Raw genomic sequence first — 21,855 nt, forward strand, 5'->3', positions numbered from 1 at the left:
AATCCAGCGGCTCAGATCACAGCGCCGACGATCACCGGTTCGGGTTCGAGCGTGATGCCGAAGGCGTCGCGCACACCGGTGCGGATCCGCCGTGCGAGCGCCAGGATGTCGGCGCTGTTCGCGGTGCCGCGGTTGGTCAACGCCAGGGCGTGTTTGGTGGACAGCCGCGCGGGCGCATCCGCGCCGGGGAAACCCCTGCCGAAGCCGGCCGCCTCGACCAGCCACCCCGCGGCCAGTTTGACGTCGTCCCCGGCCGGGTAGTGCGGCACTCGCCGCCCGGGCACTTCGGCCTCGATGGCCGCGAACGTCTCGCGGCTGACCACCGGATTGGTGAAGAAGGAACCCACGCTCCAGGTGTCGTGGTCGGCGGCGTCGAGCACCATGCCCTTGCCGCGGCGCAGCGCCAGCACGGCCTCGCGGACGGCAGACGCCTTGACGCGGTCGCCGGCAGCAGCGCCGAGCGCCGTGGCCAACTCGCCGTAACGCAGCGGGGCGCTGCGTCCGCTGGGGTCGAGCGCGAACTCGACCTCGAGCACACAGCGCGTGCCCGCGGACTCGCCGTGCTTGAGCACGCTGGTGCGGTATCCGAATCCCAGGTCGTCGCCGGTGACCCACGTCACGTCACCGCTGCGCCGGTCCAGCAGCTTGACGCGGCGGATCACCTGGGCGACCTCGACGCCGTACGCGCCGACGTTCTGCACTGGTGTGGCTCCCGCGGATCCCGGGATGCCCGACAGGCATTCCAGGCCGCCCAGGCCCGCCTCCAACGCGGCCACCACGACGTCGTCCCAGACCGCGCCCGCCTCGGCGCGCACGGTCTCGCCATCGACCGTCACTTCTGCGTTGGCGATGCGCACGACCACCAGATCGTCGAGGTCGTCGGACAGGACGACGTTGGATCCGCCCGCGAGGACCAGTGGACTCTCGTCGCGCAGTTCGGTTAGCGCCGCAACGACCTGTTCGGTGCTGGTGCACGTGATCACGCTGCGCGCGACGGGGCCGACACGCAGCGTCGTCAGCGGCGCGAGTGGCACTCGATCAGCCACCGCTGCACCCGCGAACCGTGAACTCGCCACGGGCCGTAACGGTAGCGTCTGCAGCCATGGCCCGTTCATTCGACTTGGCGGCCGAGTACCAGGGCAGCGTCGCGGAGGTCCACTCGGCGTTGTGCGACAAGAAGTACTGGTTGGCCAGGCTCGCCGACTCCGGGGCGGACGACGCCGTCCTGGATTCCCTGACCGTCGGCGCCGACGGTGGCGTCCGGGTCGCCACCACGCAGGTGCTGCGCGCCGATCGACTGCCCGGCCTGGTGACTCAACTGCACCGGGGGGACCTGCGGATCACGCGTCAGGAGGTCTGGTCTCCGGTGACCGACGGGACCTCGAAGGCCACGATCACCGCGGCCGTCCCCGGCGCGCCCGTGGCGGTCACCGGATCCGGCCGACTGTGGGGCACCGCGACGGGTTCGAAGGCCGATTTCCGGGTTGCGGTCGAGGTCAAGATCCCGCTGGTGGGTGGAAAGGTCGAGGGGTTCATCGGCACTCAACTGGTGGATCTTCTGGTCAGTGAGCAGCGCTTCACCAGTTCCTGGATCGCGCGCGACTAGACTCCAGCAACCATGAGTCGACGGATGGACTACACGGTCACCTTCGACGTTCCCGTCGAACAGGTGTACGCCGATTTCACCAGTAGGAAGTACTGGGACAGCCTGATGGCGGCCTATGGGTGGCTCACCCCGCAGTCCGAGGTCACGCACTTCTCCAGCAACGGTTCGGGCACCGACATCGTGTTCCGGCAACTGCTGCCGCGGTCCGAACTGCCGCCGATCGCCCGGTCGGTGATGCCGGCCGACATGGTGATCACCCGCGAACAGCACTTCGACCCGTTCGACGATGCGCAGCGCCGGGTCACGGGCAGCTACCGGGCCACCGTGCCTCGCGGGCCGGGCCACTTCGGCGGCCAGTATCTGCTCACCGAGGGCGAGTCAGGCACGCAGATGCGGCTGGCCAGCGTCTGCAAGGTGACCATCCCGTTGATCGGCGGCACACTCGAGCAGCTCATCCTGTCCAACATCACGATGCTGTTCGACGCCGAACGGCAGTTCATGGCGGACTGGGTCGCGCAGCACTGACGCAGGAGGCCGACCATCTCTTCTCGACCGATCGGGCAGCCGACCCGCGGGACCACGGGCCACAATCGCCTGCGCCGCGGCGACCGCTGGCTGGTGCAGTCCCCGCGGGTCGCCGCGGCGCTGAGCACTGCCCCTGATCCGCTCGTCGTCGACCTGGGTTTCGGAGCCCTGCCGGTGACGACGCTGGAGTTGGCGTCGCGCCTGCGCGCGGTGTACCCCGGGGTCCGGGTCGTCGGGCTCGAGATCGACCCCGACCGGGTGCGCGTCGCACGCGCCGCGGCGGACGACGACAGGGTGCGATTCGCGGTCGGTGGCTTCGAATTGGCCGGCCTGCGGCCGGTCCTGGTGCGCGCGTTCAACGTGCTGCGGCAGTACCCCGAGCGCGAGGTGGCCGCTGCCTGGTCGACGATGCAGGCCCAATTGTCCCCCGGCGGACTGATTCTCGACGGGACGTGCGATGAGTTGGGCCGCCGGGCGTGCTGGGTGCTGCTTGATCAGTCGGGCCCGATCAGCCTGACGCTGGCCTGCGATCCCGCCCACATCGAGCGGCCGTCCGACCTGGCGGAGCGACTGCCGAAAATCCTGATCCACCACAATGTTCCGGGCCAACCGATCCATCGCCTGCTGACCGACGCCGACCGGGCCTGGGCCGCTGCCGCCGGACACGGGGTGTTCGGGCCCCGCGCCCGGTGGCGCGCGATGCTGACCGCGCTTCGCGACGACGGCCTGCCCGCCGAGACGCAGCGCCGGATGGGTCGTGACGCGGTGCTGACGGTGCCGTGGGGCTTAGTCGCGCCGAGCTGACGCACGCAACGCCGAGATCGACATCAGGGCTGTGCGAGAACGCGATCCACAGCCCTGATGTCGATGTCGAAGCGGGTTTACACCGGTTCCGGCTCGCGCCTGTCCGCGACCGCGGGCACCGTGTCCGCTGGGGCGCGATCGAGCACGTCGTCGAGGTCCTGCGCCGTCTGGATGTCGAGTCCGCGCAGCGCCGCCGGCGGGGTCATCAGCGCCACCGAGACATAGGTGACGATGGCCACGGCGAACGCGATGAACGTCGGCCAACCGTCAAACGACGGGCTCACCAGATCGTTGGGGATGTACAGGATGGTGTTCTCGACGCCGTACATCGTGGGCGTCAGCACGAACAGGGTCAGGCGGACCACCAGACCCGCGACGATCGCGGTGACCGCGGCACGCGTCGTGCCGCGTCGCCACACCAGACCGAGGATGAACGGCACCACCAGGCAGGCCAGCATCAGGTCGAACGCCAGGGTCAGCAGGATGCCGGTCTGCTTGACGTAGATCGCGAACGTGATCGCGAACAGCGTCATCGGCACCATCGCGATGCGGGTGGCCCGAAGAAGCGGATCACGTTGTCCCGCAACGTGAACGCGGCGAACTCCGCCGAGGTTGCGTACGCACACATTGGAGATCGCCAGGATGGCGCCGTTGGCGGTGCTCATCGAGGCGCCGACGAGGCCGCACAGCACCAGGATCGTCAGGCCGATCGGGGCGTACTGGTCCAGCAGCACGAACAGCACGGGGCCGCCGAGTTCCTCGGGCAGGATCGAATGTGCGCCCAGCACAACGAGTCCGAACGGAACGCAGATCGCGACGGTGCCGGCCGCGGCCGTGAAGCAGGCCTTGCGGGCCGCCTCGGGACTCTTGGCGGAGAACACCCTCGCCATGAAGTCGATGGCCACGATGTCACCGATGCCCAGGGCGATCAGGGTGGCCCAGTTGATCACGGCGCCCTGCGCGGGATCCGACATCTGGCCCAGCGCGAACGGTCCGGTGCCCTCGGCGATGTCGAGGCCGTGGCTTGTGGTCATCCACACCAGCAGGCCGATCGCGCCGGCAAGGATCAGTGCCATCTGGATGATCGCGGTGTAGGCGTCGGCGATCAGACCGCCGGTTCCGGTGTAGGCCACCGCAATTGCGGCGATCAGCACCACGCCGAGCCAGTAGGGCATCCCCAGGAAGTAGTTGAACAGGAATCCGCCCGCGACCAGGTTGCCCGCCACCAGCATGCAGAACGCGACGGCCAGCAGGATTGACGCCCCCACCTCGACCGCCCGGCCGAACCGGAGTCGGTAGTAGTCGGGGAACGACGTCAGCCCCATCCGGTTCATCGGTTTGGCGAAGAACAGACCGGTGATGGTCAGGCACAACGCCAGCCCCAGCGGCAGGCAGGCACCGGCCCAGAACCCGAATTCGAAAGCCAGATCGGTGTTTCCGAGTGTGGCGTTGGTGTCGACCGCGGCCCCCATGAGGGCACCGCCGACCAGCCAGTACGGCAGCATTCGGCCGCCGACAAGGAAATTGGAGCTGTCCCCCTCGATGCGCTTCGAGACGAGGAAACCTACGGCGACGACGACTGCGATGCTCAGAGCAACGCCCAACAGAATCATTTCGGCAAGAGCCTCCTGAACGAACCTGGAGTCTCCCGGGCTTTTCCCCCGCCGTGGAACGACCCGCGCCGATGCCGGTCGTCTGCGTCTCTCGGACCAGACCCGCGGATGCGACGGAACCCTAGACGCGCCTCACACGTCGGTGTGAGTCGCTGCTCAGCCAAACCGGGAATCGTTACGGTACGCGCCTCCGGGCGTTAACGGTGTGTTGCAGGATCCTCTCCGCGGACAGCGGTCGCCAGCGCGCCAGCGGCCGTCTTCCGACCCTCGCATCGAACTACTGTCATTCACATAAGATCCCATTTTATAAAACTGTCGATCGACAGACCGACTCAAATACATGCACTAAAATCCCATTTTTACCTTGGTGATTGTTATTAGCTGGTCAGCTAATAACACGTTGCAGATTGGAGTCAGTGGTCGATGGACGACATGGCGTCGCCGAACTCGGACGGCACCGCAACCACGAGTCGATGGGATCAGCTGCCCGGGCTCGACGACGATGAGCAGAACGCCTGGCAGCACTTTCTGAACTCCTCAACGCACCTGCTCGGGACGCTGGATCACAGGCTTAGGGCGATGCACAGACTGTCCCTGCTGGACGTGCGCCTCCTGAGCCTGCTGGCCAAATCCGGGAGGGGCGCGGTCCGCATGAGCGAGCTCGCCCACGAACTGATGCTCATCCCCAGTCGGGTGACCGCACACGTCGGCCGCCTGGAATCCGAGGGGCTGGTGAGCCGGCGACCCTGCCCGGATGACCGTCGGTGCGTGATCGCCCGCATCACTCAGCACGGCATGGCACGCCTGGCGCCGGCGCTGCGCACGTACGCGCACACCGTCCGGGCGTTGTACCTCAACCCACTGGACCGGCGGCAGATGACAGCGCTGGGGCACAGCTGCGGCCGCATCAGCGAAACGCTGCGGGACGAGTCCCACTAGACCGAGTCGGCCCCGCACTCAGTCGAGGGCGCTGAGTGCGGGGCCGAGTCAGTGGTCAGGCGACTTCAGTGATCAAGCCGCCGCGTCTGCGGTGTCAGCCTGGCTGCCGGCGCTGTCCCGCTTGGCCTGCCGCTCGGCCTTGGCCGCGTCACGCTGGGCCTGACGCTCCGCCTTGGCCGCGTCACGCTTGGCCTGACGGTCCGCCTTGACGGCGTCGCGGTCCGCCTTGGCGGCCTCCCGCTTGGCCTGGCGATCCGCCTTGAGGTCCTTCGCCGGAGCCTCAGCCGCGCCGTCGCCGAGCGAGCCGCTGTCCGAGCCGCCAACCGAGCCGTTGTCCGACGAGGACTCCGACGGGGCCGCCCCGCCGCTGCCCGCACCGCTGCCCGCACCGAGGTCGGCCGCGTCCACCACGGGCGCTGCCGGAGTCTCGGGCGTCTCGACGGACCCGGCAGCGGGATCGGCCGCCGGGGCGGCGCCCTCGGAATCCGTAACGGAGACGTTCAGCGCGATCGCCGACTTGCCCAGATCCGGCACCGCGGCCACCGAGTCGTCGGCGACCTCCGCCGTGGTCATGGCCGCGACCCTCTCCCCTTCGGCCGGGGCCGGGTTCCAGCCGAGCGCGATCGCCAGATACTCGCGAAGATTCTGCAGGTTCGCGGCCAGGCCGCCGTTGAGGCCCCTGCTCATGTCCAGCAGGCCCGGCGCCGGGATCGCGATGCCCATGAAGTTGATGTTGCCGTACCCGTTGACCACCGCGTTGAACAGATCAGCCGGAACGTTGAGCACGGCGTTGACGACGGCCACCGGATCCAGGTTCTTGATTCCGTCGAAGACCTCCTGCGCAGTGTGCGCCAGGGCGTTGATCGGCGAGATCAGCGCGCCGCCGAGGGCCAGCGACAGGAACAGCACCGTCTCCGGGGCGATCAGCGTGTTGATGAAGGCCGCGGCGTTGCCGACCATGCTCTGACCGACTTCGAGGAAGGGCTGCAGGACCAACAGCGCACCGAGGCCCACGCCCAGCACCGGGTTCAGCAGATCGCTGACGGCAGTTTCGATGTCGCCCGCCATCAGGCTGGCCACCGCGGCCTGCAGCGCGGCCGGGACCGAGGCGATCCCGCCGACGATCTGTTCGGCCGCCACGCCCAAGCCAGTGAAGATGTGCTGCGCGTTGCCGATCGCGTTCGCGAGGAGCTGCCCGGCGACCGGAGCCGGGGCGCTGGCCACATACGCGATGAGTTCCTCGACGTTGAGCGCGGTGGCCCCGAAGACCTCGATCCACCTGTCAATCGGGTTGGTCATCAGCGCGACGTCCGAGGCGACGGCGTGCAGCGACGGGATCTGGACCTCGGGCAGGGTCGGGGTCACCAACGGGGTGAGCGCGATCGCGCTGGCACCCACGAAGGCGACGCCGGCGGTGAGATACGAGCGGGCTGAGACGTTCAAGATGTTTCCTTTCGAAACGAACTGTGACGAACGTGGCGAAAGCTAGCTGAGAGAAAGCTGAGATCCCTGAGAAATTGACAAAAGGGTAAAGAACTCGCGGAGCCGATCGCCTGGACCGCAAACACGCGGCGTGATCCGCATCACTGCAAGACCGGGATCAACCCCGGCGAACGCCGAGATCGGCAAATACGAGGCCGGTGGCCCGAAATTTCAAAGCGCAACCAGTGCTACGCCGCGAATTGACACGTGTTACATCAGTCCCAGGGAGGCTCTATGAGCCCTGCAGCCTGCAGGAGGCCGCGATAAGCACTTACCAGAAGGTAACGAAATATAACGTGTGTCAGCGCCAGTCGGTCGCTCCTGTTGACCTGCGGGCCTAGCCTTGGCTTCATGCGCATCGCCCTCGCACAGATCTCCAGCGGCACGGACCCGACCGCCAATCTCGCCACGGTTACGGACTTCAGTCGACGCGCGGCCGACGACGGCGCCCGCCTGGTGGTGTTCCCCGAGTCGACGATGTGCCGGTTCGGGGTGCCCCTGGCGCCGATCGCCGAACCCGTCGACGGTCCGTGGGCCGACGGGGTGCGCCGGATCGCCGAGGAATGCGGGCTGACCGTCGTGGCCGGCATGTACTGCCCCGCCGCCGACGGACGGGTCACCAACACGCTGATCGCGGCCGGGCCCGGCGTCGACACGCACTACGACAAGATCCATCTCTACGACGCATTCGGCTTCCGCGAGTCCCAAACCGTCGCCCCCGGGTTCGATCCGGTGACGATCTCCGTCGACGACGTCACCGTGGGAATCACGACGTGCTACGACATCCGGTTCCCGCAGTTGTACCTGGAGTTGGCCGACCGCGGCGCCCAGGTGATCACCGTCAGCGCTTCGTGGGGCGCCGGCCCAGGAAAGCTCGACCAGTGGACGCTGCTGGCGCGGGCCCGCGCCCTGGACACCGGGAGCTTCCTCGTCGCGGTCGATCAGGCCTATCCCGGTGACGAGATCGCCGCCACCGGACCCACCGGTGTCGGCGGCAGCGTCGCCGTCGGCCCGTTCGGCCAGGTGCTCGCGTCGGCGGGTCCCGATCCCGAGCTCATCGTGTGCGATGTGGACGTCGATGCCGCAGGTCAGGCCCGGGAAACCCTGGGTGTGCTGACCAACCGGTCGGCGTTCAGTGCGCGGGATAAGGCAGAATCGCGCAGGTGACGAATCCGCCACAGGGTGAGGACCCCTCGAAGTGGTCCCGCCCCACCCAGGCCAACCCCGCACAACCCGTCGGCGCCACCGAGCGCATTGAGCGGGTTCCCGGCGCCGAGGCCCGACCGACCGAGCGCATCGAGCGCCCGGACGCCGTCGACCCCGCCACCGCGTACATCCCGCGTCAGGACGCGCCGCCGCCTGCCGCGCCTGGCGCCGTGCCGCCCCCAGAGCAGCCCAAGAAGGGCGGCGCGCTGGGCCGGCTGTTCAAGGACCCGCTGTCGATCGTGCTGGTGCTGGTGATCGTCGTGGCGCTGGTCATCGCCGGCGTGCTGGGCGGCGAACTGTATGCCCGCAATCGCGCGGACTCGATCGTCTCCAAGATCGTCTCGTGCGTGGTCCAGGACAAGGCGACGGCGTCGTTCGGGGTCGTGCCGCCGTTCCTGTGGCAGCACGCGAACAAGCACTACACCAACCTCTCGATCAAGACCGAGGGCAATCAGGTCCGCGATGCCAAGGGCATGAAGCTCGACATCAACATCAACGACATCAAGCTGTCGGACAACCCGGACGCCAGTGGCGGCACGGTCGGCTCGATGGTGGCCCGCATCGACTGGTCCTCCGACGGCATCAAGCAGTCGGTGCAGAACGCGATTCCACTGTTCGGCGGGTTCATCTCCAACGTGACGACCGATCCCGGCGCGGGCACCCTCACCCTGGATGCCGGCCTGGGCAGCGTCACGGTCAGGCCGGAGGTCGTCAACGGCGGGTTCTCGATGGAGGTCATGAACGTCAGCGGCCTGGGCTTCTCGCTGCCGCGCGAGACCGTGCAGCCCGCGCTGGACATGTTCACGGGCGAACTGACCAAGAACTACCCGATGGAGATCCACGCCGACAGCGTGGAGGTCACCGACAGCGGCATCGTGGCTCAGCTGTCGTCGCAGAACTCGACCATTCCGCCGGGCACCGAGGATCCCTGCTTCTCGGCCCTGTAGGGCTCGTCATCAGGGCGGCGAAACTGCACTCAGGGTTGTGACCCGGGCTGGTCCGCAGCCCTGTATGCAGTCTCGGCGCTCGCAGGAGTCTCAGGACAGCCCGTCGAGCACCGCACGGGTGCCCGAAAGACCCAACCGGGTTGCCCCCGCGTTGAGCAGCGCGATCGCATCGGCGGCCGTGCGGATGCCGCCGCTGGCTTTGACGCCCAGGCCCGCGGACCGCACCGCCTCGGCCATGATCTCGATCGCCGCCACGGAGGCGCCTCCGGACGGGTGAAAGCCCGTCGAGGTCTTGACGAAGTCGGCGCCTGCATCGACCGCGACCCGGCACACCGTGGACAACGCCTCGGGCCCGGCCAGGCTCAGCAGTGCCGCCGATTCGACGATCACCTTGAGCACCGCATCCGGTGTCGCCGCGCGCACCGCCGCGATGTCGGCGGCCACGTCGTCGAACTCCCGCGCGATCGCCGCGCCGATGTCGATGACCATATCGACCTCGACGGCACCGGCCTCGACGGCCAGGGCCGCTTCATGGGCCTTGATCTCGGGCGCGTGCTTACCGGAGGGGAACCCCGCGACCGTGGCGACGGCGACGGAGGCGCCGGACAGCGCCAGCGCGACCGTCGGCACCATCGGCGGCGACACGCACACCGCGAAGACACCCAGTTCGGCGGCTTCGGCGGCCAGAGCCCGGACGTCGTCGGCGGTGGCCTCGGGTTTGAGCAGGGTGTGATCGACCAGGCCGGCGACGCGGCTACGGGTCCACTCAGTCATGGGGTGACTTTCAGAAGGGTTCTTCGGTGCCGCCGGGATTGCAGCCAGTCTCGATCATGGTCGCGGCGTCCACTTCGGGCCGCCACGGCTCGAGGTTCCAGCTGGTCTTACCGGGCTGCGCGAACTCCGCGAGCTGCCAGTGGCACAGGAACTGTTCGCGCATACCGGGCAGGTCGGCGTCGGGGGCCTGGGCGAGCACCTGTTCCCAGGCCGTCTGGCCGATCGACATCGTGCCCAACTGCGCGGCCTCGGCCCGCGCGGCCTGCGTGGGATAGACCCGCAGACTGGACAGGTCACCCCATTTGACCCATTCGGTGTGGTCGACGAGCGAGGTGTCGCCGGCGTGCGCGGGGGCTGCGCTCAGGAGGGCCGTCGCCGCGACGGCGACCGCTGCAAGCAAGCGTCGCATCGTCGTCAGCGGGACTTTCCCTGGACTTCAAGCAGTTTGGGCCGCACGTCCGCCAGGTACACACCGGCGGCACATGCGCAGATGGCGGCACCGAAGATGCCACCGAGGAGGAACAGCAGCAGGAGGGCGACGCCGAGAATCGCCAGCCACACAGGCTTGGTGAGCTTGTCGACGGCGGTGTAGGCGTCGGCCCGTTGCATGGCAGCGTGGACGAATGCGTACAGCCCGACGCCCGCGGCGGCAATCACAATGACGAACGCGATGACGCCCGTTAGGTTGGCGAGGATCACCTCACCAGCCTAAGCGGGCGTCATCGGTCAGTCGATTCCAGGTGGCTCGACGAGCTACTTCTGGGTGACCTTCTTGGCCGGGGCCTTCTTGGCGGGAGCCTTCTTGGCCGGGGCCTTCTTGGCGGGAGCCTTGGCGGCGGCCTTCTTCACCGGCTCGGCGGCCTCCTCGGTCTTCTTCGGGAGTTCGACGCCCACGAGCTTGGCGGCGCGCTCACCGACGGCCCGGGTCTGGGTCGCGACCGTGCCCAGAGCGTCCTGGGTCAGCTCGACGGCCTGGTCCACGTAGCCTTCGGCACGCTCGGCGACGTCCTCGATGGCCGGCTGGGTGCGCAGGCGCTCGATCGCGGCCTCGCCGCGCTCGACCAGCTTGGTGTAGGTGCTCTGCGCCTGCTCGGCGTAGCCCTCGGCGACCTTGCGCAGTTCGTCGGCGGTGAGCTTCTCGCGCAGCTCACCGAACTCCTTGGGCAGGTCTTCCTGCAGCTTGGTGATGCGGTCGCGGGTCTCGTCGACACGCGCGTTCAGCGCGGCACGACGCTCCCCGACGGCGGAGCCGGCGTCGGTGCGGGCCTCTTCGGCACGCTCGCGCAGGGCGGCCACGATCTCGTTCACGGTGGCCAGGGCCAGGTCGGCGGCGCCGACGGCAGCCAGCAGCGGAGCCTTCAGATCTTCGATGGTCGGGTTCTCGGCCATGGTGTTTCCTTTCGATTGAAACTCAGGTCTTGCAGTCATTTCGCGGTGGTGGGACATCGATCAGTCAGTGGTCGACTCCTCACCTGCGACGAGTTCGGCCGGGGCCGCCGCCGCTTCGTTCTGTTGCAGGAACGAGTTGTAGATGTCGAGCAGCACCTGCTTTTGACGTTCGGTGATCGCGATGTCGACGACGATGGCGTCCCGCACTGCGTTGCCCTGGCCGGGCTCGAGGATCCCGGCCTGGACGTAGAGCACCTCTGCGGAGACCCGCAGCGCTTTGGCGATCTGGTTGAGCACCTCGGCAGAGGGCTTGCGCAATCCGCGTTCAATCTGGCTCAGGTACGGATTGCTGACACCGGCTTTCTCGGCGAGCTGCCGAACCGAAACCTGCGCTGCTTCGCGCTGGGCCCGAATGAAGCTGCCGATGTCGGAGGCGGCGTTGGTCACCACGGCGGCAAGCTTGTCGTCCTGCGACATGGCGCACCTCCTCGCACTTGTTTCGAATGTCAGAACCTGACACTTGCCCACAGTACACCGAGTGCTAACAATTGCAAGCACCTGCTAGCGCAGGTCAGAATATGATTTGCGCCACAGAGTAGATGACCAGGCCGGCCAGCGCGCCGACCACAGTGCCATTGATTCGGATGAACTGCAGGTCGCGACCGACGTGCAGTTCGATCCTCCGACTGGCGTCGTCGGCGTCCCAGCGCTCGATGGTTTCGGTGATGATCGAGGTGATCTCGACGCCGTACTGGCCCACCAGATGCTGCGCGCCGCGCACCAGCCAGTCCTCGACCTTGTCCCGCAGTTCGACGTCGTCGCGCAGCGACTCCCCGATCCGCACCACGGAGTCGGCGATGCGGCTGCGCAGCGTGCTCGACGGGTCGTCGACACCGTCGAGCACCAGCCGCTTGAGCGTCTTCCACGCGGTCTCGGCGGCCCGGGCGACCTCGTCGCGGGCCAACAACTGCTCCTTGACGTTCTCGGCCTTGGCTATCGTCGCCGCGTCGTTCTGCAGGTCGTCGGCGAACTCGAACAGGAACCGGGTGGCCGACTGGCGCAACTCGTGGTTGGGGTTGCGCCGGACCTTGTCGGTGAAGTCCATCAGCTCGCGGTGGATGCGGTCGCCGACGAGTTGGTCGACGAACTTCGGGGACCAACTCGGGGAATCCCGGGTCACCACGCGCTCGATGGTCTCGCCGGCGTTCAGCGACCACTGGAAGGCGCGGTCGCACAGCAGCTGGATCAACGCCTCCTGGCGGTTCTCGGCGAGCAGTTGGGCCAGCACTCGGCCCACCGGTGGGCCCCACTGCGGTTCGGCGATGCGGCGCACGAGCATCCGGTCGATGATCTGCTGGATGTCGTCGTCGTTGAGCAGTTCGACCAGCACCCGCAGCACCGTCGAGGCCTCGCTGGCCACCCGCGCGGCGTGCTCGGGTTCGGCGAGCCACTTACCGAGCCGACTGGGCACGTCGGCATCGCGCAGCTTGGTCTCGATCACCTCGGGCGACAGGAAGTTCTCCCGCACGAAGCTCCCCAGCCCCTCACCCAGCTGGTCCTTCTTGCGCCGGATGATCGCGGTGTGCGGGATCGGGACGCCGAGCGGATGCTTGAACAGCGCCGTGACCGCAAACCAGTCCGCGAGCGCGCCGACCATGCCCGCCTCTGCCGCGGCCCGCACGTAACCGACCCAGCCCGGCGCCCCGCCGCCCTTCTGCGCCCACGTGCAGACCAGGAAGATCACCGTGGCGGCCAGCAGGAAGCCCAGCGCGACGAGTTTCATTCGGCGCAGGCCGCGGCGGCGCTCCTCGTCAGCGACTGGATCTGCCCCCGCGAACGACTCCGCCAGCGAGCCCCGCTCCGACATCGCGGTGGCTCCCGCCAACAGCGACGGCAGGGCGGACCCGCCGCTTCTTGACCCCGGCAACTCCGATCGTTCAACCACCTCACCATCATCCGCCATGGTCGAGCGGGGGCACCGGGATAAGCCCAACCAGTTAATGTGACTGCGAACCCGTCGTGCGCCGGGTCGGCCCGTATTATGGAGGGCACCTACCGAACGGATCCGCACGAAAGTGGCTCAAAGAACCGAACCGGGCGCCGTCCGAATCGACGGCCGCAAACGGCGCTGGCATCAGCACAAGGTCGATAGACGCAACGAGTTGGTCGACGGCACCCTTGAGGCGATCAGGACCCGTGGCCGTGACGTCAGCATGGACGAGATAGCGGCTGAAATCGGCGTTTCGAAGACGGTTTTGTACCGCTACTTCGTGGACAAGAACGACCTGACCACAGCCGTCATGATGCGGTTCGCCCAGACCACTCTGATCCCCAACATGGCCGCCGCGCTCTCCACCGATCTGGACGGGTACGACCTCGTTCGCGAGATCATCCGGGTGTACGTCGAGACCGTTGCCGCGGAGCCCGAAATCTACCCATTTGTCTTCGCGAACAGCTCCGCCAGCAAAAGCAAGGTCATCGCCGACAGCGAACGGATCATCGCCGGAATGCTGGCCGTGATGTTCCGGCGCCGCATGCAGAAGGCCGGAATGGACACCAAGGGCGTCGAACCGTGGGCGTACATGATCGTCGGTGGAGTCCAGTTGGCTACGCACTCCTGGATGTCGCACCGGCGGATGTCCTCGGATGAGTTGATCGACTACCTGACCATGCTGGCCTGGAACGCACTGTGCGGCATCGTCGAGGCCGGCGGGTCCCTCGAATTGTTCAACAGCGTGCCGCATCCCTCGCCGGTGCTGCCGTCTCCCCAGGAGTGATTGGTCCTCTAGGCTGCCATCGTATGGCCGATCTGCCGTCACTGTGGACCCACGAGCCACACCGCGTCCTGGCGTTCAAGCCGGGCGACCGGGTGTCCGACATCGACACCCACGCGACTCCGGGCTTCGACGGCAGTAAGGCCGACGCACCGGCGCTGCAGGCCGAGCGCAACGAGCGCTTCGCGCAACTGCAGGAGATGCTGTACGCCAACGGCCGCGCCGGTGACACCCGCTCGGTGCTGCTCGTGCTGCAGGGCATGGACACCGCGGGCAAGGGCGGCATCGTCGAGCACGTGGTGGGGGCGGGCAGCCCGATGGGCATCCGATACACCAGCTTCGGCGTCCCGACCGCCGAGGAGCGCGCACACCACTACCTGTGGCGGATCCGCAACGCGCTGCCGGGCCCCGGCCTGGTCGGAGTGTTCGATCGATCGCACTACGAGGACGTCCTGGTGGTGCGCGTGCGAAACCTCGTCCCGCCCGACGTGTGGGGTGCCCGCTACGACGAGATCAACGCGTTCGAACGCGAGCTCACCGAGGCCGGGACCACGATCGTCAAGGTCGCGATGTTCGTCTCGCTCGAGGAGCAGAAGCAGCGTCTCGCCGAACGGCTGGAACGGCCCGACAAGTACTGGAAGTACAACCCCGGCGACGTGGACGAGCGGGCGCTGTGGCCCGCCTACCAGGAGGCCTATCAGGCCGTGCTGGACAAGACGTCGACCGAGTGGGCGCCGTGGCATGTGGTGCCGTGTGACCGGAAGTGGTACAGCCGGCTGGCCGTCACCGAACTGCTGATCGAGACGCTGAAGTCGCTTGACTTGTCTTGGCCGCCAGCGGATTTCGATGTTGAGGCGGAGAAGAAGCGACTGGCCGCTTCGTAGCGGGGCGACGATCCCCCCGGCGAAGCCGGGCGTGAGAAGCCACGCAATCAGACCAATCGGGGCGACGAACCCCCCGGCGAAGCCGGGCGTGAGAAGCCACGCAATCAGACCAAGCGGGGCGACGAACCCCCCGGCGAAGCCGGGCCCCGGGCCCTCGCGGCCGAAGCCTCCCCAGACGCCGCGGCCGAAACCCTGCTCCGCCGCGAGCCTGTAGTCATCGAGGCCCCCTCTCGACAAAGTCCTCGATGACTACAGGCTCGGTGCGACAGGGGGCGTGCGGTTTCGAGGCCGGGTTGGGCGACGCGAGCGCGACACAGGCTGGCGCGACGACCAGCGCTCACCCCAGTGCGCGACCTCCCCCAGAAACACTTTCGCCGGGTGTCAATGGCTGACACCCGGCGAAAGAAAGAGCTGAAACTACTTGACCAGCGTGAACTGACCCACGTTGGTGATGCCGCGACGGAAGAAGTCCGCGCACCCCGTCAGGTAGTGCATGTAGCGGTCGTAGACCTCTTCGGACTGGATCTCGATGGCCTTGTCACGGGCGTTCTCGAGGTTCTCGGCCCACATGTCCAGCGTGCGCGCGTAGTGCGGCTGCAGCAGGTGGGTGCGCTCCAGGGTGAAGCCCGAGCCCTCGGCGAGCTTCTCGATGTCCTCGACCGCCGGAAGCTGTCCACCGGGGAAGATCACCTCGCCGATGAACTTCATGAACTTCAGGTCGCTGATCGTGAGCTTGATGTTGTTCTCGCGGAAGAACGCCTGGGTGTGCGCCAGGATCGTATGCAGCAGCATCCGGCCGTCGTCGGGCAGAATGTCGTAGGCGCGCTCGAAGAACAGCGGGTAGCGCTCGGCCTTGAAGGCCTCGAATGCACCGATCGACACGATGCGGTCCACCTTGTCGGTGAACTCTTCCCAGCCCTGCATCCGAATCTCGACGCTGCGCTTGGTGTCGAGGCCGCCCAGCAGCTTGCGGCTGTACTCGCTCTGGTTCTTGCTCAGCGTGATGCCGATGACGTTGACGTCATACTTCTCGACAGCGCGACGCAGGGCGCCGCCCCAGCCACAGCCGACGTCGAGCAGCGTCATGCCCGGTTCGAGGTTCAGTTTGCCCAGCGCCAGATCGAACTTGGCGATCTGCGCCTCCTCGAGGGTCATATCGTCGCGCTCAAAGTAGGCGCAGGTGTATCCCATGGTGGGATCGAGGAACAGCGCGAAGAACTCGTCCGAGACGTCGTAGATCGACTGCGATTCCTCGTAGTAGGGCGCAAGGTCCGGTTCGACCGATGACATGCTCCGTGACACTCCTTGTTCTAGAAAATGCGCGGGTCTGAGCAATCAGCTCCGACAACAGGCGGGCGTCTGCGACACCCGCTCCCCGACCCGGACCCGAAAGTCCATCGCTCGTTAGGCTAACCAACGCGGAGGCTTCGCGCCAAAGTGCGTCGGCTTTCCGCGACGTCAGTACTTATAGAATCCCTGACCCGATTTCTTGCCCAGCAAACCCGCCTCGACCATGCGCTGCAACAGCGGCGGGGGGCCGTAGAGCGGCTCCTTGAACTCGTCGAACATCTTGTCGGCGATCAGCTTGAGGGTGTCGAGGCCGATCAGATCCGACAGCCGCAGCGGCCCCATCGGATGCGACAGTCCAGCGACCACCGCTTTGTCGATGTCCTCGACGGTGGCGACACCCGCCTCGGCCATCCGGACCGCGGACAGCAGGTAGGGCACCAACAGCGCGTTGACCACGAAGCCGGACCGGTCCGAGCACCGCACGACCTGCTTGCCCAGCACCTCGCCAGCGAACTTCTCGGTGCGCTCGAGCGCGCCTTCATCAGTGACGAGAGTCTTCACCAGTTCAACGAGCGGCAGTACCGGAACGGGGTTGAAGAAGTGCAGACCCAGGACACGCTGCGGGTTTTTCGTCGCGGCCGCAATCTTCATGATCGGAATGCTGGAGGTGTTCGATGCCAGCACTGCATCGGGATCGGTGATCACCGCGTCGAGTTCGGCAAAGATCTTGGCCTTGACCGTCTCGTCCTCGATGACGGCCTCGATCACCAGCTGCCGGTCGGCGAGGTCCTTCAGGTCCGTGGTGAAGCTCAGGCTCTGGAGCGCGCGGTCGCGCTCCTTCTCGGTGATCTTGCCGGAGCTGACGCCCCGCTCGAGGGACTTGACGATCCGGTTGCGACCGGCGGTCACCAGGGCTTCGCTGGTCTCGAAGACGCGCACGTCCACCCCGGCCCGTGCCGTCACCTCGGCGATGCCGGCACCCATCTGGCCCGCGCCGACGACTCCCACGCGTTCAATCGAATTGCTCACTGCTTCACCCTCATCTCACGAATATGCGACAGGCCCCGCTCAAGAAACCTGAGCGGGGCCTGCACTGTCAACAGTCGATCAGTGGAACTGGCCCTCTTCGGTCGAGCCCGCGAGTGCGGTGGTCGACGAGTTGGGGTCCACGGTGGTGGCGATGCGGTCGAAGTAGCCGGCGCCCACCTCGCGCTGGTGCTTGGTGGCGGTGTAGCCGCGCTCCTCGGCCGCGAACTCGCGCTCCTGCAGCTCGACGTACGCCTTCATCTGCTCACGGGCGTAGCCGTAGGCCAGGTCGAACATCGAGTAGTTCAGGGCGTGGAAGCCGGCCAGCGTGATGAACTGGAACTTGAAGCCCATCGCGCCCAGCTCCTTCTGGAACTTCGCGATGGTCGCGTCGTCCAGGTGCTGCTTCCAGTTGAACGACGGCGAGCAGTTGTAGGCCAGCATCTGGTCCGGGAACTCGCTCTTGACGCCCTCGGCGAACTTCTTGGCCAGCTCGAGATCCGGGGTGCCGGTCTCCATCCAGATCAGGTCCGAGTAGGGCGCGTAGGCCTTGGCACGGGCGATGCAGGGCTCGAGGCCGTTCTTGATCCGGTAGAAGCCCTCGGAGGTGCGGTCACCGGTGATGAACGGGCGGTCGCGCTCGTCCACGTCGGAGGTGATCAGCGTGGCGGCCTCGGCGTCGGTGCGGGCGATGACGACGGTAGGAACGTCAGCCACGTCGGCGGCCAGGCGGGCAGACGTCAACGTGCGGATGTGCTGCTGGGTCGGGATCAGCACCTTGCCACCGAGGTGGCCGCACTTCTTCTCCGAGGCCAGCTGGTCCTCCCAGTGCGAGCCGGCGACGCCCGCGGCGATCATGGCCTTCTGCAGCTCGTAGACGTTCAGCGCGCCACCGAAGCCGGCTTCACCGTCGGCGACGATGGGGGCCAGCCAGTTCTCCACCGAGCGGTCGCCCTCAACCTTGGCGATCTCGTCGGCGCGCAGCAGCGCGTTGTTGATCCGGCGCACGACCTGCGGCACCGAGTTGGCCGGGTAGAGGCTCTGGTCGGGGTAGGTGTGGCCGCTCAGGTTGGCGTCACCGGCGACCTGCCAGCCCGACAGGTAGATGGCCTTGAGGCCCGCGCGCACCTGCTGGACGGCCATGTTGCCGGTCAGCGCGCCGAGCGCGTTGACGAAGTCCATGTCGTGCAGCTGGTTCCAGAGCACCTCGGCGCCGCGGCGGGCCAGGGTGGCCTCCTCGACGACGGAGCCCTGCAGCGCGACGACGTCGGCTGGCGTGTAGGTGCGGGTGATGCCCTTCCAGCGCGGGTTGTTGTCCCAGTCGTGCTGGATCTGTTCGGGGGACTTCGGGGTGCCAACGGTGGACATGGGCTGCCTCCTCAAGAAGCGTTGAAACGTTGCGACTCTGCGTCATTCCAAGTCGCTGGGGCGTTGCCGGGATCGCCGGTTTGTTAACGCCCCAGCGGCTTCACTGGTGTGCTGTAGCCACGATGCCACTGTCCATATGTGCAGGTCCACCCGTTTCCATTGCCAACTTTGGCAACGATGCCCGCAGTATTTGCAAATCTTGCGAAGAACACCACACCTGAACCGGTTCAGTCGCTACTCGCCGGTAACTTCATCGGCGCAGGTCACCCCGCCAAAACACAGGACAAACGTACTGTTAAAGCGGGAAGAGCGCCGCGACGGCCTTGACGTCGCCCCCGACCGCATATGTGAGCGTTCTAACAGTCCGGTCTGCGAGTTCGGCGCCGAACTTGTCGGTCGACGCTGCCGGATAGGTGTGCAGCAGGATCTCCAGATCGTCGGTGAGCGCCACCGCGGAGTCGTGCTCGATGGTCACCCGCAATGGCTCCTTCAACAGTTCCGGCGCGGTCTCGAGGTAGTCCTCCACCACACTCCAGTAGACGGAGTTGTTCATGTGGTCGTAGAGATCGATGTCGGTGACCCGCACGGGGAACCTGCGCACCTGCTCGGCGTCCTCGCGCGAGCCCGCCTTGAGGTAGGCCTTCCAGCGCAACCGATCCACCTCGGTCGTGCGCCGCAGGCCGGCCAGGAAGTCCTCGGAGATGCGCGACGGCCCCTGGGTCTCCCGGCTGAAGTGGATCCAGAACGCCTCGGACTCGATGAGCCCGCCCTTGCGCCCGTCGATGCGCACCCGCATCTCGCACCACCGGTTCGACGTGCCCGAGCACCAGCGCCGCAACCTCAGGATCTCCGGGCCCTCGATGGGCTTCACCAGGTCGATCATGGTTCGCCGAACGATCCACGCCGGGTGCACATCCTCATAACCGAGTTGGCGCAGTTGGTCCTGGCCGACGTCCTGGATGTGCCGGGCGGCGCCGTCGAACCGCAACCTGGCGTCGCGGTCTACGTCGGCCATCCGCAACGGCCACTCGACGTCGAACACATCCGGATGCGGGTCCGGTACGGGCATCAGCGTCTTGCTCAGTCCCGAATTCGTCGCACTGCTGTCAGCCATCACATTCCCTTCAATCCCGCATCCTCCGCCCCTGGCGCGATCATGCCAAACCGGCCGTTGCGCGCCAATGACGCGGCCTTGCCAACCATGCGAAGCGCCGGTTAACAGCGCGTACCCTGACCTCAGTGTCCAAGACGTATGTGGGCTCGCGGGTCCGCCAACTCCGCAGCGAGCGCGGCTTCAGCCAGGCCGCGCTGGCCCAGATGCTGGAGATCTCGCCCAGCTACCTCAACCAGATCGAGCACGACGTTCGACCGCTGACCGTCGCTGTGCTGCTGCGCATCACCGAGGTGTTCGGCGTCGACGCCACCTTCTTCGCCTCGCAGGATGACACCCGTCTGGTCGCCGAGTTGCGCGAAGTCACGTTGGACCGCGACCTCGGGATCGACTTGGACCTGCCCGAAATCGCCGACGTGGTCAATGCTCACCCCGATCTGGCCAAGGCCATGGTCAACCTGCACCGCCGCTACCGCCTCACCGCCGCACAACTGGCGGTGGCCACCGAGGACCGCTTCAACGACGGCAGCGGCAGTGGGGCCATCACGATGCCCCACGAGGAAGTCCGCGACTTCTTCTATCAGCGGCAGAACTACCTGCATGAACTCGACACCGCGGCCGAGGATCTCACCGGACGGATGCGACTGCACCGCGGCGACATGGCCGGGGACATCGCGCGGCGACTGTCGCAGTTGCACGGCGTGCGGATCGTCAAGCGCATCGACCTCGGCGACACCGTGCTGCACCGGTACGACCCGGAGACCAAGACGCTGGAGATGAGCGCGCAGCTGTCCACGGGCCAGCAGGTGTTCAAGCTGGCCTCCGAACTGGCCTACCTGGAGTTCGGCACCCTCATCGACAACCTCGTGGAGGAGGGCAAGTTCACCAGCGACGAGTCCCGCACCCTGGCTCGACTCGGGCTGGCCAACTACTTCGCGGCGGCCGCGGTGCTGCCCTACCGGCAGTTCCATGAGGTGGCCGAGAACTTCCGCTACGACGTGGAACGGCTGTCGGCGTTCTACTCGACGAGCTACGAGACCATCTGTCACCGGCTTTCGACGCTGCAGCGGCCGTCCATGCGAGGGGTGCCGTTCTCCTTCGTTCGGGTGGATCGCGCAGGCAACATGTCGAAACGCCAGTCCGCCACCGGTTTCCACTTCTCCTCCACCGGCGGCACCTGCCCCCTGTGGAACGTCTACGAGACGTTCGCCAACCCGGGCAAGATCCTGGTGCAGATCGCCCAGATGCCCGACGGCCGCAGTTACATGTGGGTGGCACGCACCGTCGAACGGCGGGCCGCGCGGTACGGCCAGCCCGGCAAGACCTTCGCGATCGGCCTGGGCTGCGAACTGCGGCATGCCGGGCGACTCGTCTACTCGCAGGGACTCGACCTCTCCGACCGGAACGCCACCCCGATCGGCGCCGGTTGCCGGGTCTGCGAACGCGACAACTGCCCGCAACGCGCGTTCCCCGCGCTGGGTCGCGCCCTCGACCTCGACGAGCACCGGTCCACGGTCTCGCCGTATCTGGTCAAGCGGGGCTGACGCCCCCGTACCGTGGAGCGCGATGACACTTGAACCCACCCGGGTCCCGGTGACCCGCACGCTGCGTGACGTCGGACCGATCAACTGGGCGATCTGCGCGCTCGGTGCGCGGGGAATCCGTGCGCCGCAGTTCCATCTGTTCAACGCCATGTCGCGGCACAGCCTGCTGTTCTGGAGTTGGCTGCCCTATTCGGGAGTCCTGCTGTACTGGGGACGGCTGTCGCGGCGCGACGCCGAAGTGGTGATCCTTCGCGTCGGGCACCTGCGCGAGTGCGAGTACGAACTGCAGCAGCATCGGCGCCTGGCCCGCTCCCGCGGCGTGGACGCGGACCTGCAGCAGAAGATCTTCGAGGGTCCCGACGCCGAGGGTTTGTCCGACAAGGACCGGATCCTGGTCCGCGCGACCGACGAGTTCATCCTTCAGCGTGAGGTCTCGGCACCGACGTGGGCTGCGCTCTCAGCTCAGTTGAACCGCCGTCAGTTGATCGAATTCTGCCTGCTGGCAGCACAATACGACGGCCTGGCGGCCACCATGAACACCTTGAAACTGCCGATGGACTTTCCGGACTGACG

General features: G+C 66.9%; 23 protein-coding genes and 1 riboswitch. Of the genes, 10 read left to right on the forward strand and 13 right to left on the reverse strand.

The window, feature by feature from the left end:
- Nucleotides 1-11: 11 nt before the first annotated feature.
- Nucleotides 12-1,115, reverse strand: a complete 1,104-nt coding sequence (locus G6N34_RS20115) for a UDP-N-acetylmuramate dehydrogenase (protein WP_109788667.1) — start codon at nt 1,113-1,115, stop codon at nt 12-14.
- Between G6N34_RS20115 and G6N34_RS20120 the strand changes: the two genes are divergently transcribed.
- Genes G6N34_RS20120 through G6N34_RS20130 form a run of 3 tightly spaced genes read left to right on the forward strand, consistent with a single transcriptional unit; the run spans nt 1,103 to nt 2,935 of the window.
- Nucleotides 1,103-1,606, forward strand: coding sequence for a DUF2505 domain-containing protein (locus G6N34_RS20120; RefSeq protein ID WP_085156051.1), 504 nt, complete (start codon nt 1,103-1,105; stop codon nt 1,604-1,606). The two genes, G6N34_RS20115 and G6N34_RS20120, sit on opposite strands and share 13 nt — an antisense overlap.
- Before the next feature lie 12 nt (nt 1,607-1,618).
- Nucleotides 1,619-2,131, forward strand: a complete 513-nt coding sequence (locus G6N34_RS20125) for a DUF2505 domain-containing protein (RefSeq protein ID WP_179965782.1) — start codon at nt 1,619-1,621, stop codon at nt 2,129-2,131.
- Nucleotides 2,132-2,161: 30 nt separating this feature from the next.
- The gene (locus G6N34_RS20130; RefSeq protein WP_085156045.1) at nt 2,162-2,935 is read left to right on the forward strand and encodes a class I SAM-dependent methyltransferase; all 774 of its coding nucleotides are present in this window, start codon (nt 2,162-2,164) and stop codon (nt 2,933-2,935) included.
- A 77-nt stretch (nt 2,936-3,012) separates the two neighbouring features.
- On the opposite strand, the gene G6N34_RS20135 is transcribed toward G6N34_RS20130, so the two are convergent.
- Nucleotides 3,013-4,548: a high affinity choline transporter 1 gene (locus tag G6N34_RS20135; protein ID WP_085156042.1), complete on the reverse strand. Its 1,536-nt coding sequence runs from the start codon at nt 4,546-4,548 to the stop codon at nt 3,013-3,015.
- Between the two features lie 30 nt (nt 4,549-4,578).
- Nucleotides 4,579-4,684: riboswitch (guanidine-I (ykkC/yxkD leader) on the reverse strand.
- 287 nt (nt 4,685-4,971) lie between these two features.
- On the opposite strand from G6N34_RS20135, the gene G6N34_RS20140 reads away from it, so the two are divergent.
- Nucleotides 4,972-5,487 carry a MarR family winged helix-turn-helix transcriptional regulator gene (locus G6N34_RS20140; protein WP_234813086.1) on the forward strand — a complete coding sequence of 172 codons (516 nt, stop codon included), beginning with the start codon at nt 4,972-4,974 and terminating at the stop codon, nt 5,485-5,487.
- Nucleotides 5,488-5,559: 72 nt separating this feature from the next.
- On the opposite strand, the gene G6N34_RS20145 is transcribed toward G6N34_RS20140, so the two are convergent.
- Nucleotides 5,560-6,930 carry a hypothetical protein gene (locus G6N34_RS20145; protein WP_085156039.1) on the reverse strand — a complete coding sequence of 457 codons (1,371 nt, stop codon included), beginning with the start codon at nt 6,928-6,930 and terminating at the stop codon, nt 5,560-5,562.
- Nucleotides 6,931-7,320: 390 nt separating this feature from the next.
- On the opposite strand from G6N34_RS20145, the gene G6N34_RS20150 reads away from it, so the two are divergent.
- Together G6N34_RS20150 and G6N34_RS20155 are read left to right on the forward strand one after the other, a co-directional pair.
- Complete coding sequence (locus tag G6N34_RS20150) at nt 7,321-8,136, forward strand: carbon-nitrogen hydrolase family protein (protein ID WP_085156036.1); 816 nt, start codon at nt 7,321-7,323, stop codon at nt 8,134-8,136.
- Between the two features lie 128 nt (nt 8,137-8,264).
- Complete coding sequence (locus G6N34_RS20155) at nt 8,265-9,122, forward strand: LmeA family phospholipid-binding protein (RefSeq protein WP_407663280.1); 858 nt, start codon at nt 8,265-8,267, stop codon at nt 9,120-9,122.
- Between the two features lie 90 nt (nt 9,123-9,212).
- On the opposite strand, the gene deoC is transcribed toward G6N34_RS20155, so the two are convergent.
- The 6 genes from deoC to G6N34_RS20185 all read right to left on the reverse strand — a co-directional run bounded on the left by deoC (nt 9,213) and on the right by G6N34_RS20185 (nt 13,248).
- A complete protein-coding gene (deoC, locus tag G6N34_RS20160; RefSeq protein ID WP_085156030.1) occupies nt 9,213-9,896 on the reverse strand; it encodes a deoxyribose-phosphate aldolase in 684 nt (227 codons plus the stop codon).
- A gap of 10 nt (nt 9,897-9,906) precedes the next feature.
- Entirely contained in the window at nt 9,907-10,305 is a 399-nt protein-coding gene (locus G6N34_RS20165) for a DUF2599 domain-containing protein (protein WP_085156028.1), read from the reverse strand.
- Nucleotides 10,306-10,310: 5 nt separating this feature from the next.
- The gene (locus tag G6N34_RS20170) at nt 10,311-10,595 is read right to left on the reverse strand and encodes a DUF2516 family protein (RefSeq protein ID WP_085156025.1); all 285 of its coding nucleotides are present in this window, start codon (nt 10,593-10,595) and stop codon (nt 10,311-10,313) included.
- Nucleotides 10,596-10,649: 54 nt separating this feature from the next.
- Nucleotides 10,650-11,285 carry a heparin-binding hemagglutinin gene (locus G6N34_RS20175; RefSeq protein ID WP_085156022.1) on the reverse strand — a complete coding sequence of 212 codons (636 nt, stop codon included), beginning with the start codon at nt 11,283-11,285 and terminating at the stop codon, nt 10,650-10,652.
- A 60-nt stretch (nt 11,286-11,345) separates the two neighbouring features.
- A complete protein-coding gene (locus tag G6N34_RS20180) occupies nt 11,346-11,762 on the reverse strand; it encodes a helix-turn-helix domain-containing protein (protein ID WP_085156019.1) in 417 nt (138 codons plus the stop codon).
- Nucleotides 11,763-11,856: 94 nt separating this feature from the next.
- Entirely contained in the window at nt 11,857-13,248 is a 1,392-nt protein-coding gene (locus G6N34_RS20185; protein ID WP_085156016.1) for a DUF445 domain-containing protein, read from the reverse strand.
- A gap of 112 nt (nt 13,249-13,360) precedes the next feature.
- Here G6N34_RS20185 and G6N34_RS20190 point away from each other — a divergent pair, with 112 nt between their 5' ends.
- Together G6N34_RS20190 and G6N34_RS20195 are read left to right on the forward strand one after the other, a co-directional pair.
- The gene (locus G6N34_RS20190) at nt 13,361-14,062 is read left to right on the forward strand and encodes a TetR/AcrR family transcriptional regulator (protein WP_085156012.1); all 702 of its coding nucleotides are present in this window, start codon (nt 13,361-13,363) and stop codon (nt 14,060-14,062) included.
- Nucleotides 14,063-14,085: 23 nt separating this feature from the next.
- A complete protein-coding gene (locus G6N34_RS20195) occupies nt 14,086-14,943 on the forward strand; it encodes a PPK2 family polyphosphate kinase (RefSeq protein WP_085156009.1) in 858 nt (285 codons plus the stop codon).
- A 417-nt stretch (nt 14,944-15,360) separates the two neighbouring features.
- Here the strand turns inward: G6N34_RS20195 and G6N34_RS20200 are convergent, their stop codons facing one another.
- From G6N34_RS20200 to G6N34_RS20215, 4 genes are all read right to left on the reverse strand, one after another.
- Nucleotides 15,361-16,233: a cyclopropane mycolic acid synthase family methyltransferase gene (locus tag G6N34_RS20200; protein ID WP_085156007.1), complete on the reverse strand. Its 873-nt coding sequence runs from the start codon at nt 16,231-16,233 to the stop codon at nt 15,361-15,363.
- 168 nt (nt 16,234-16,401) lie between these two features.
- Nucleotides 16,402-17,262, reverse strand: coding sequence for a 3-hydroxybutyryl-CoA dehydrogenase (locus G6N34_RS20205; protein ID WP_085156004.1), 861 nt, complete (start codon nt 17,260-17,262; stop codon nt 16,402-16,404).
- A gap of 78 nt (nt 17,263-17,340) precedes the next feature.
- The gene (gene aceA, locus G6N34_RS20210; RefSeq protein WP_085156002.1) at nt 17,341-18,627 is read right to left on the reverse strand and encodes an isocitrate lyase; all 1,287 of its coding nucleotides are present in this window, start codon (nt 18,625-18,627) and stop codon (nt 17,341-17,343) included.
- 295 nt (nt 18,628-18,922) lie between these two features.
- On the reverse strand, nt 18,923-19,741 hold the full coding sequence (locus G6N34_RS20215) for an acyl-[acyl-carrier-protein] thioesterase (protein WP_085155998.1): 819 nt from the start codon (nt 19,739-19,741) through the stop codon (nt 18,923-18,925).
- A gap of 125 nt (nt 19,742-19,866) precedes the next feature.
- Between G6N34_RS20215 and ramB the strand changes: the two genes are divergently transcribed.
- Nucleotides 19,867-21,282, forward strand: coding sequence for an acetate metabolism transcriptional regulator RamB (gene ramB, locus G6N34_RS20220; protein WP_085155995.1), 1,416 nt, complete (start codon nt 19,867-19,869; stop codon nt 21,280-21,282).
- Nucleotides 21,283-21,304: 22 nt separating this feature from the next.
- Entirely contained in the window at nt 21,305-21,853 is a 549-nt protein-coding gene (locus G6N34_RS20225; RefSeq protein WP_085155992.1) for a carboxymuconolactone decarboxylase family protein, read from the forward strand.
- Nucleotides 21,854-21,855: the final 2 nt, after the last annotated feature.

Source organism: Mycolicibacterium confluentis (genome assembly GCF_010729895.1).
GTDB lineage: Bacteria > Actinomycetota > Actinomycetes > Mycobacteriales > Mycobacteriaceae > Mycobacterium > Mycobacterium confluentis.

Excerpts from the sequence above, each read along its gene's own strand:
- G6N34_RS20120 (WP_085156051.1), top strand. The coding sequence starts at position 1,103 with ATGGCCCGTTCATTCGACTTGGCGGCCGAGTACCAGGGCAGCGTCGCG.
- G6N34_RS20115 (WP_109788667.1), bottom strand. The coding sequence starts at position 1,115 with ATGAACGGGCCATGGCTGCAGACGCTACCGTTACGGCCCGTGGCGAGT.
- G6N34_RS20125 (WP_179965782.1), top strand. The coding sequence starts at position 1,619 with ATGAGTCGACGGATGGACTACACGGTCACCTTCGACGTTCCCGTCGAA.
- G6N34_RS20135 (WP_085156042.1), bottom strand. The coding sequence starts at position 4,548 with ATGATTCTGTTGGGCGTTGCTCTGAGCATCGCAGTCGTCGTCGCCGTA.
- G6N34_RS20140 (WP_234813086.1), top strand. The coding sequence starts at position 4,972 with ATGGACGACATGGCGTCGCCGAACTCGGACGGCACCGCAACCACGAGT.
- G6N34_RS20150 (WP_085156036.1), top strand. The coding sequence starts at position 7,321 with ATGCGCATCGCCCTCGCACAGATCTCCAGCGGCACGGACCCGACCGCC.
- deoC (WP_085156030.1), bottom strand. The coding sequence starts at position 9,896 with ATGACTGAGTGGACCCGTAGCCGCGTCGCCGGCCTGGTCGATCACACC.
- G6N34_RS20165 (WP_085156028.1), bottom strand. The coding sequence starts at position 10,305 with ATGCGACGCTTGCTTGCAGCGGTCGCCGTCGCGGCGACGGCCCTCCTG.
- G6N34_RS20175 (WP_085156022.1), bottom strand. The coding sequence starts at position 11,285 with ATGGCCGAGAACCCGACCATCGAAGATCTGAAGGCTCCGCTGCTGGCT.
- G6N34_RS20180 (WP_085156019.1), bottom strand. The coding sequence starts at position 11,762 with ATGTCGCAGGACGACAAGCTTGCCGCCGTGGTGACCAACGCCGCCTCC.
- G6N34_RS20185 (WP_085156016.1), bottom strand. The coding sequence starts at position 13,248 with ATGGCGGATGATGGTGAGGTGGTTGAACGATCGGAGTTGCCGGGGTCA.
- G6N34_RS20195 (WP_085156009.1), top strand. The coding sequence starts at position 14,086 with ATGGCCGATCTGCCGTCACTGTGGACCCACGAGCCACACCGCGTCCTG.
- G6N34_RS20200 (WP_085156007.1), bottom strand. The coding sequence starts at position 16,233 with ATGTCATCGGTCGAACCGGACCTTGCGCCCTACTACGAGGAATCGCAG.
- aceA (WP_085156002.1), bottom strand. The coding sequence starts at position 18,627 with ATGTCCACCGTTGGCACCCCGAAGTCCCCCGAACAGATCCAGCACGAC.
- G6N34_RS20215 (WP_085155998.1), bottom strand. The coding sequence starts at position 19,741 with ATGGCTGACAGCAGTGCGACGAATTCGGGACTGAGCAAGACGCTGATG.
- G6N34_RS20225 (WP_085155992.1), top strand. The coding sequence starts at position 21,305 with ATGACACTTGAACCCACCCGGGTCCCGGTGACCCGCACGCTGCGTGAC.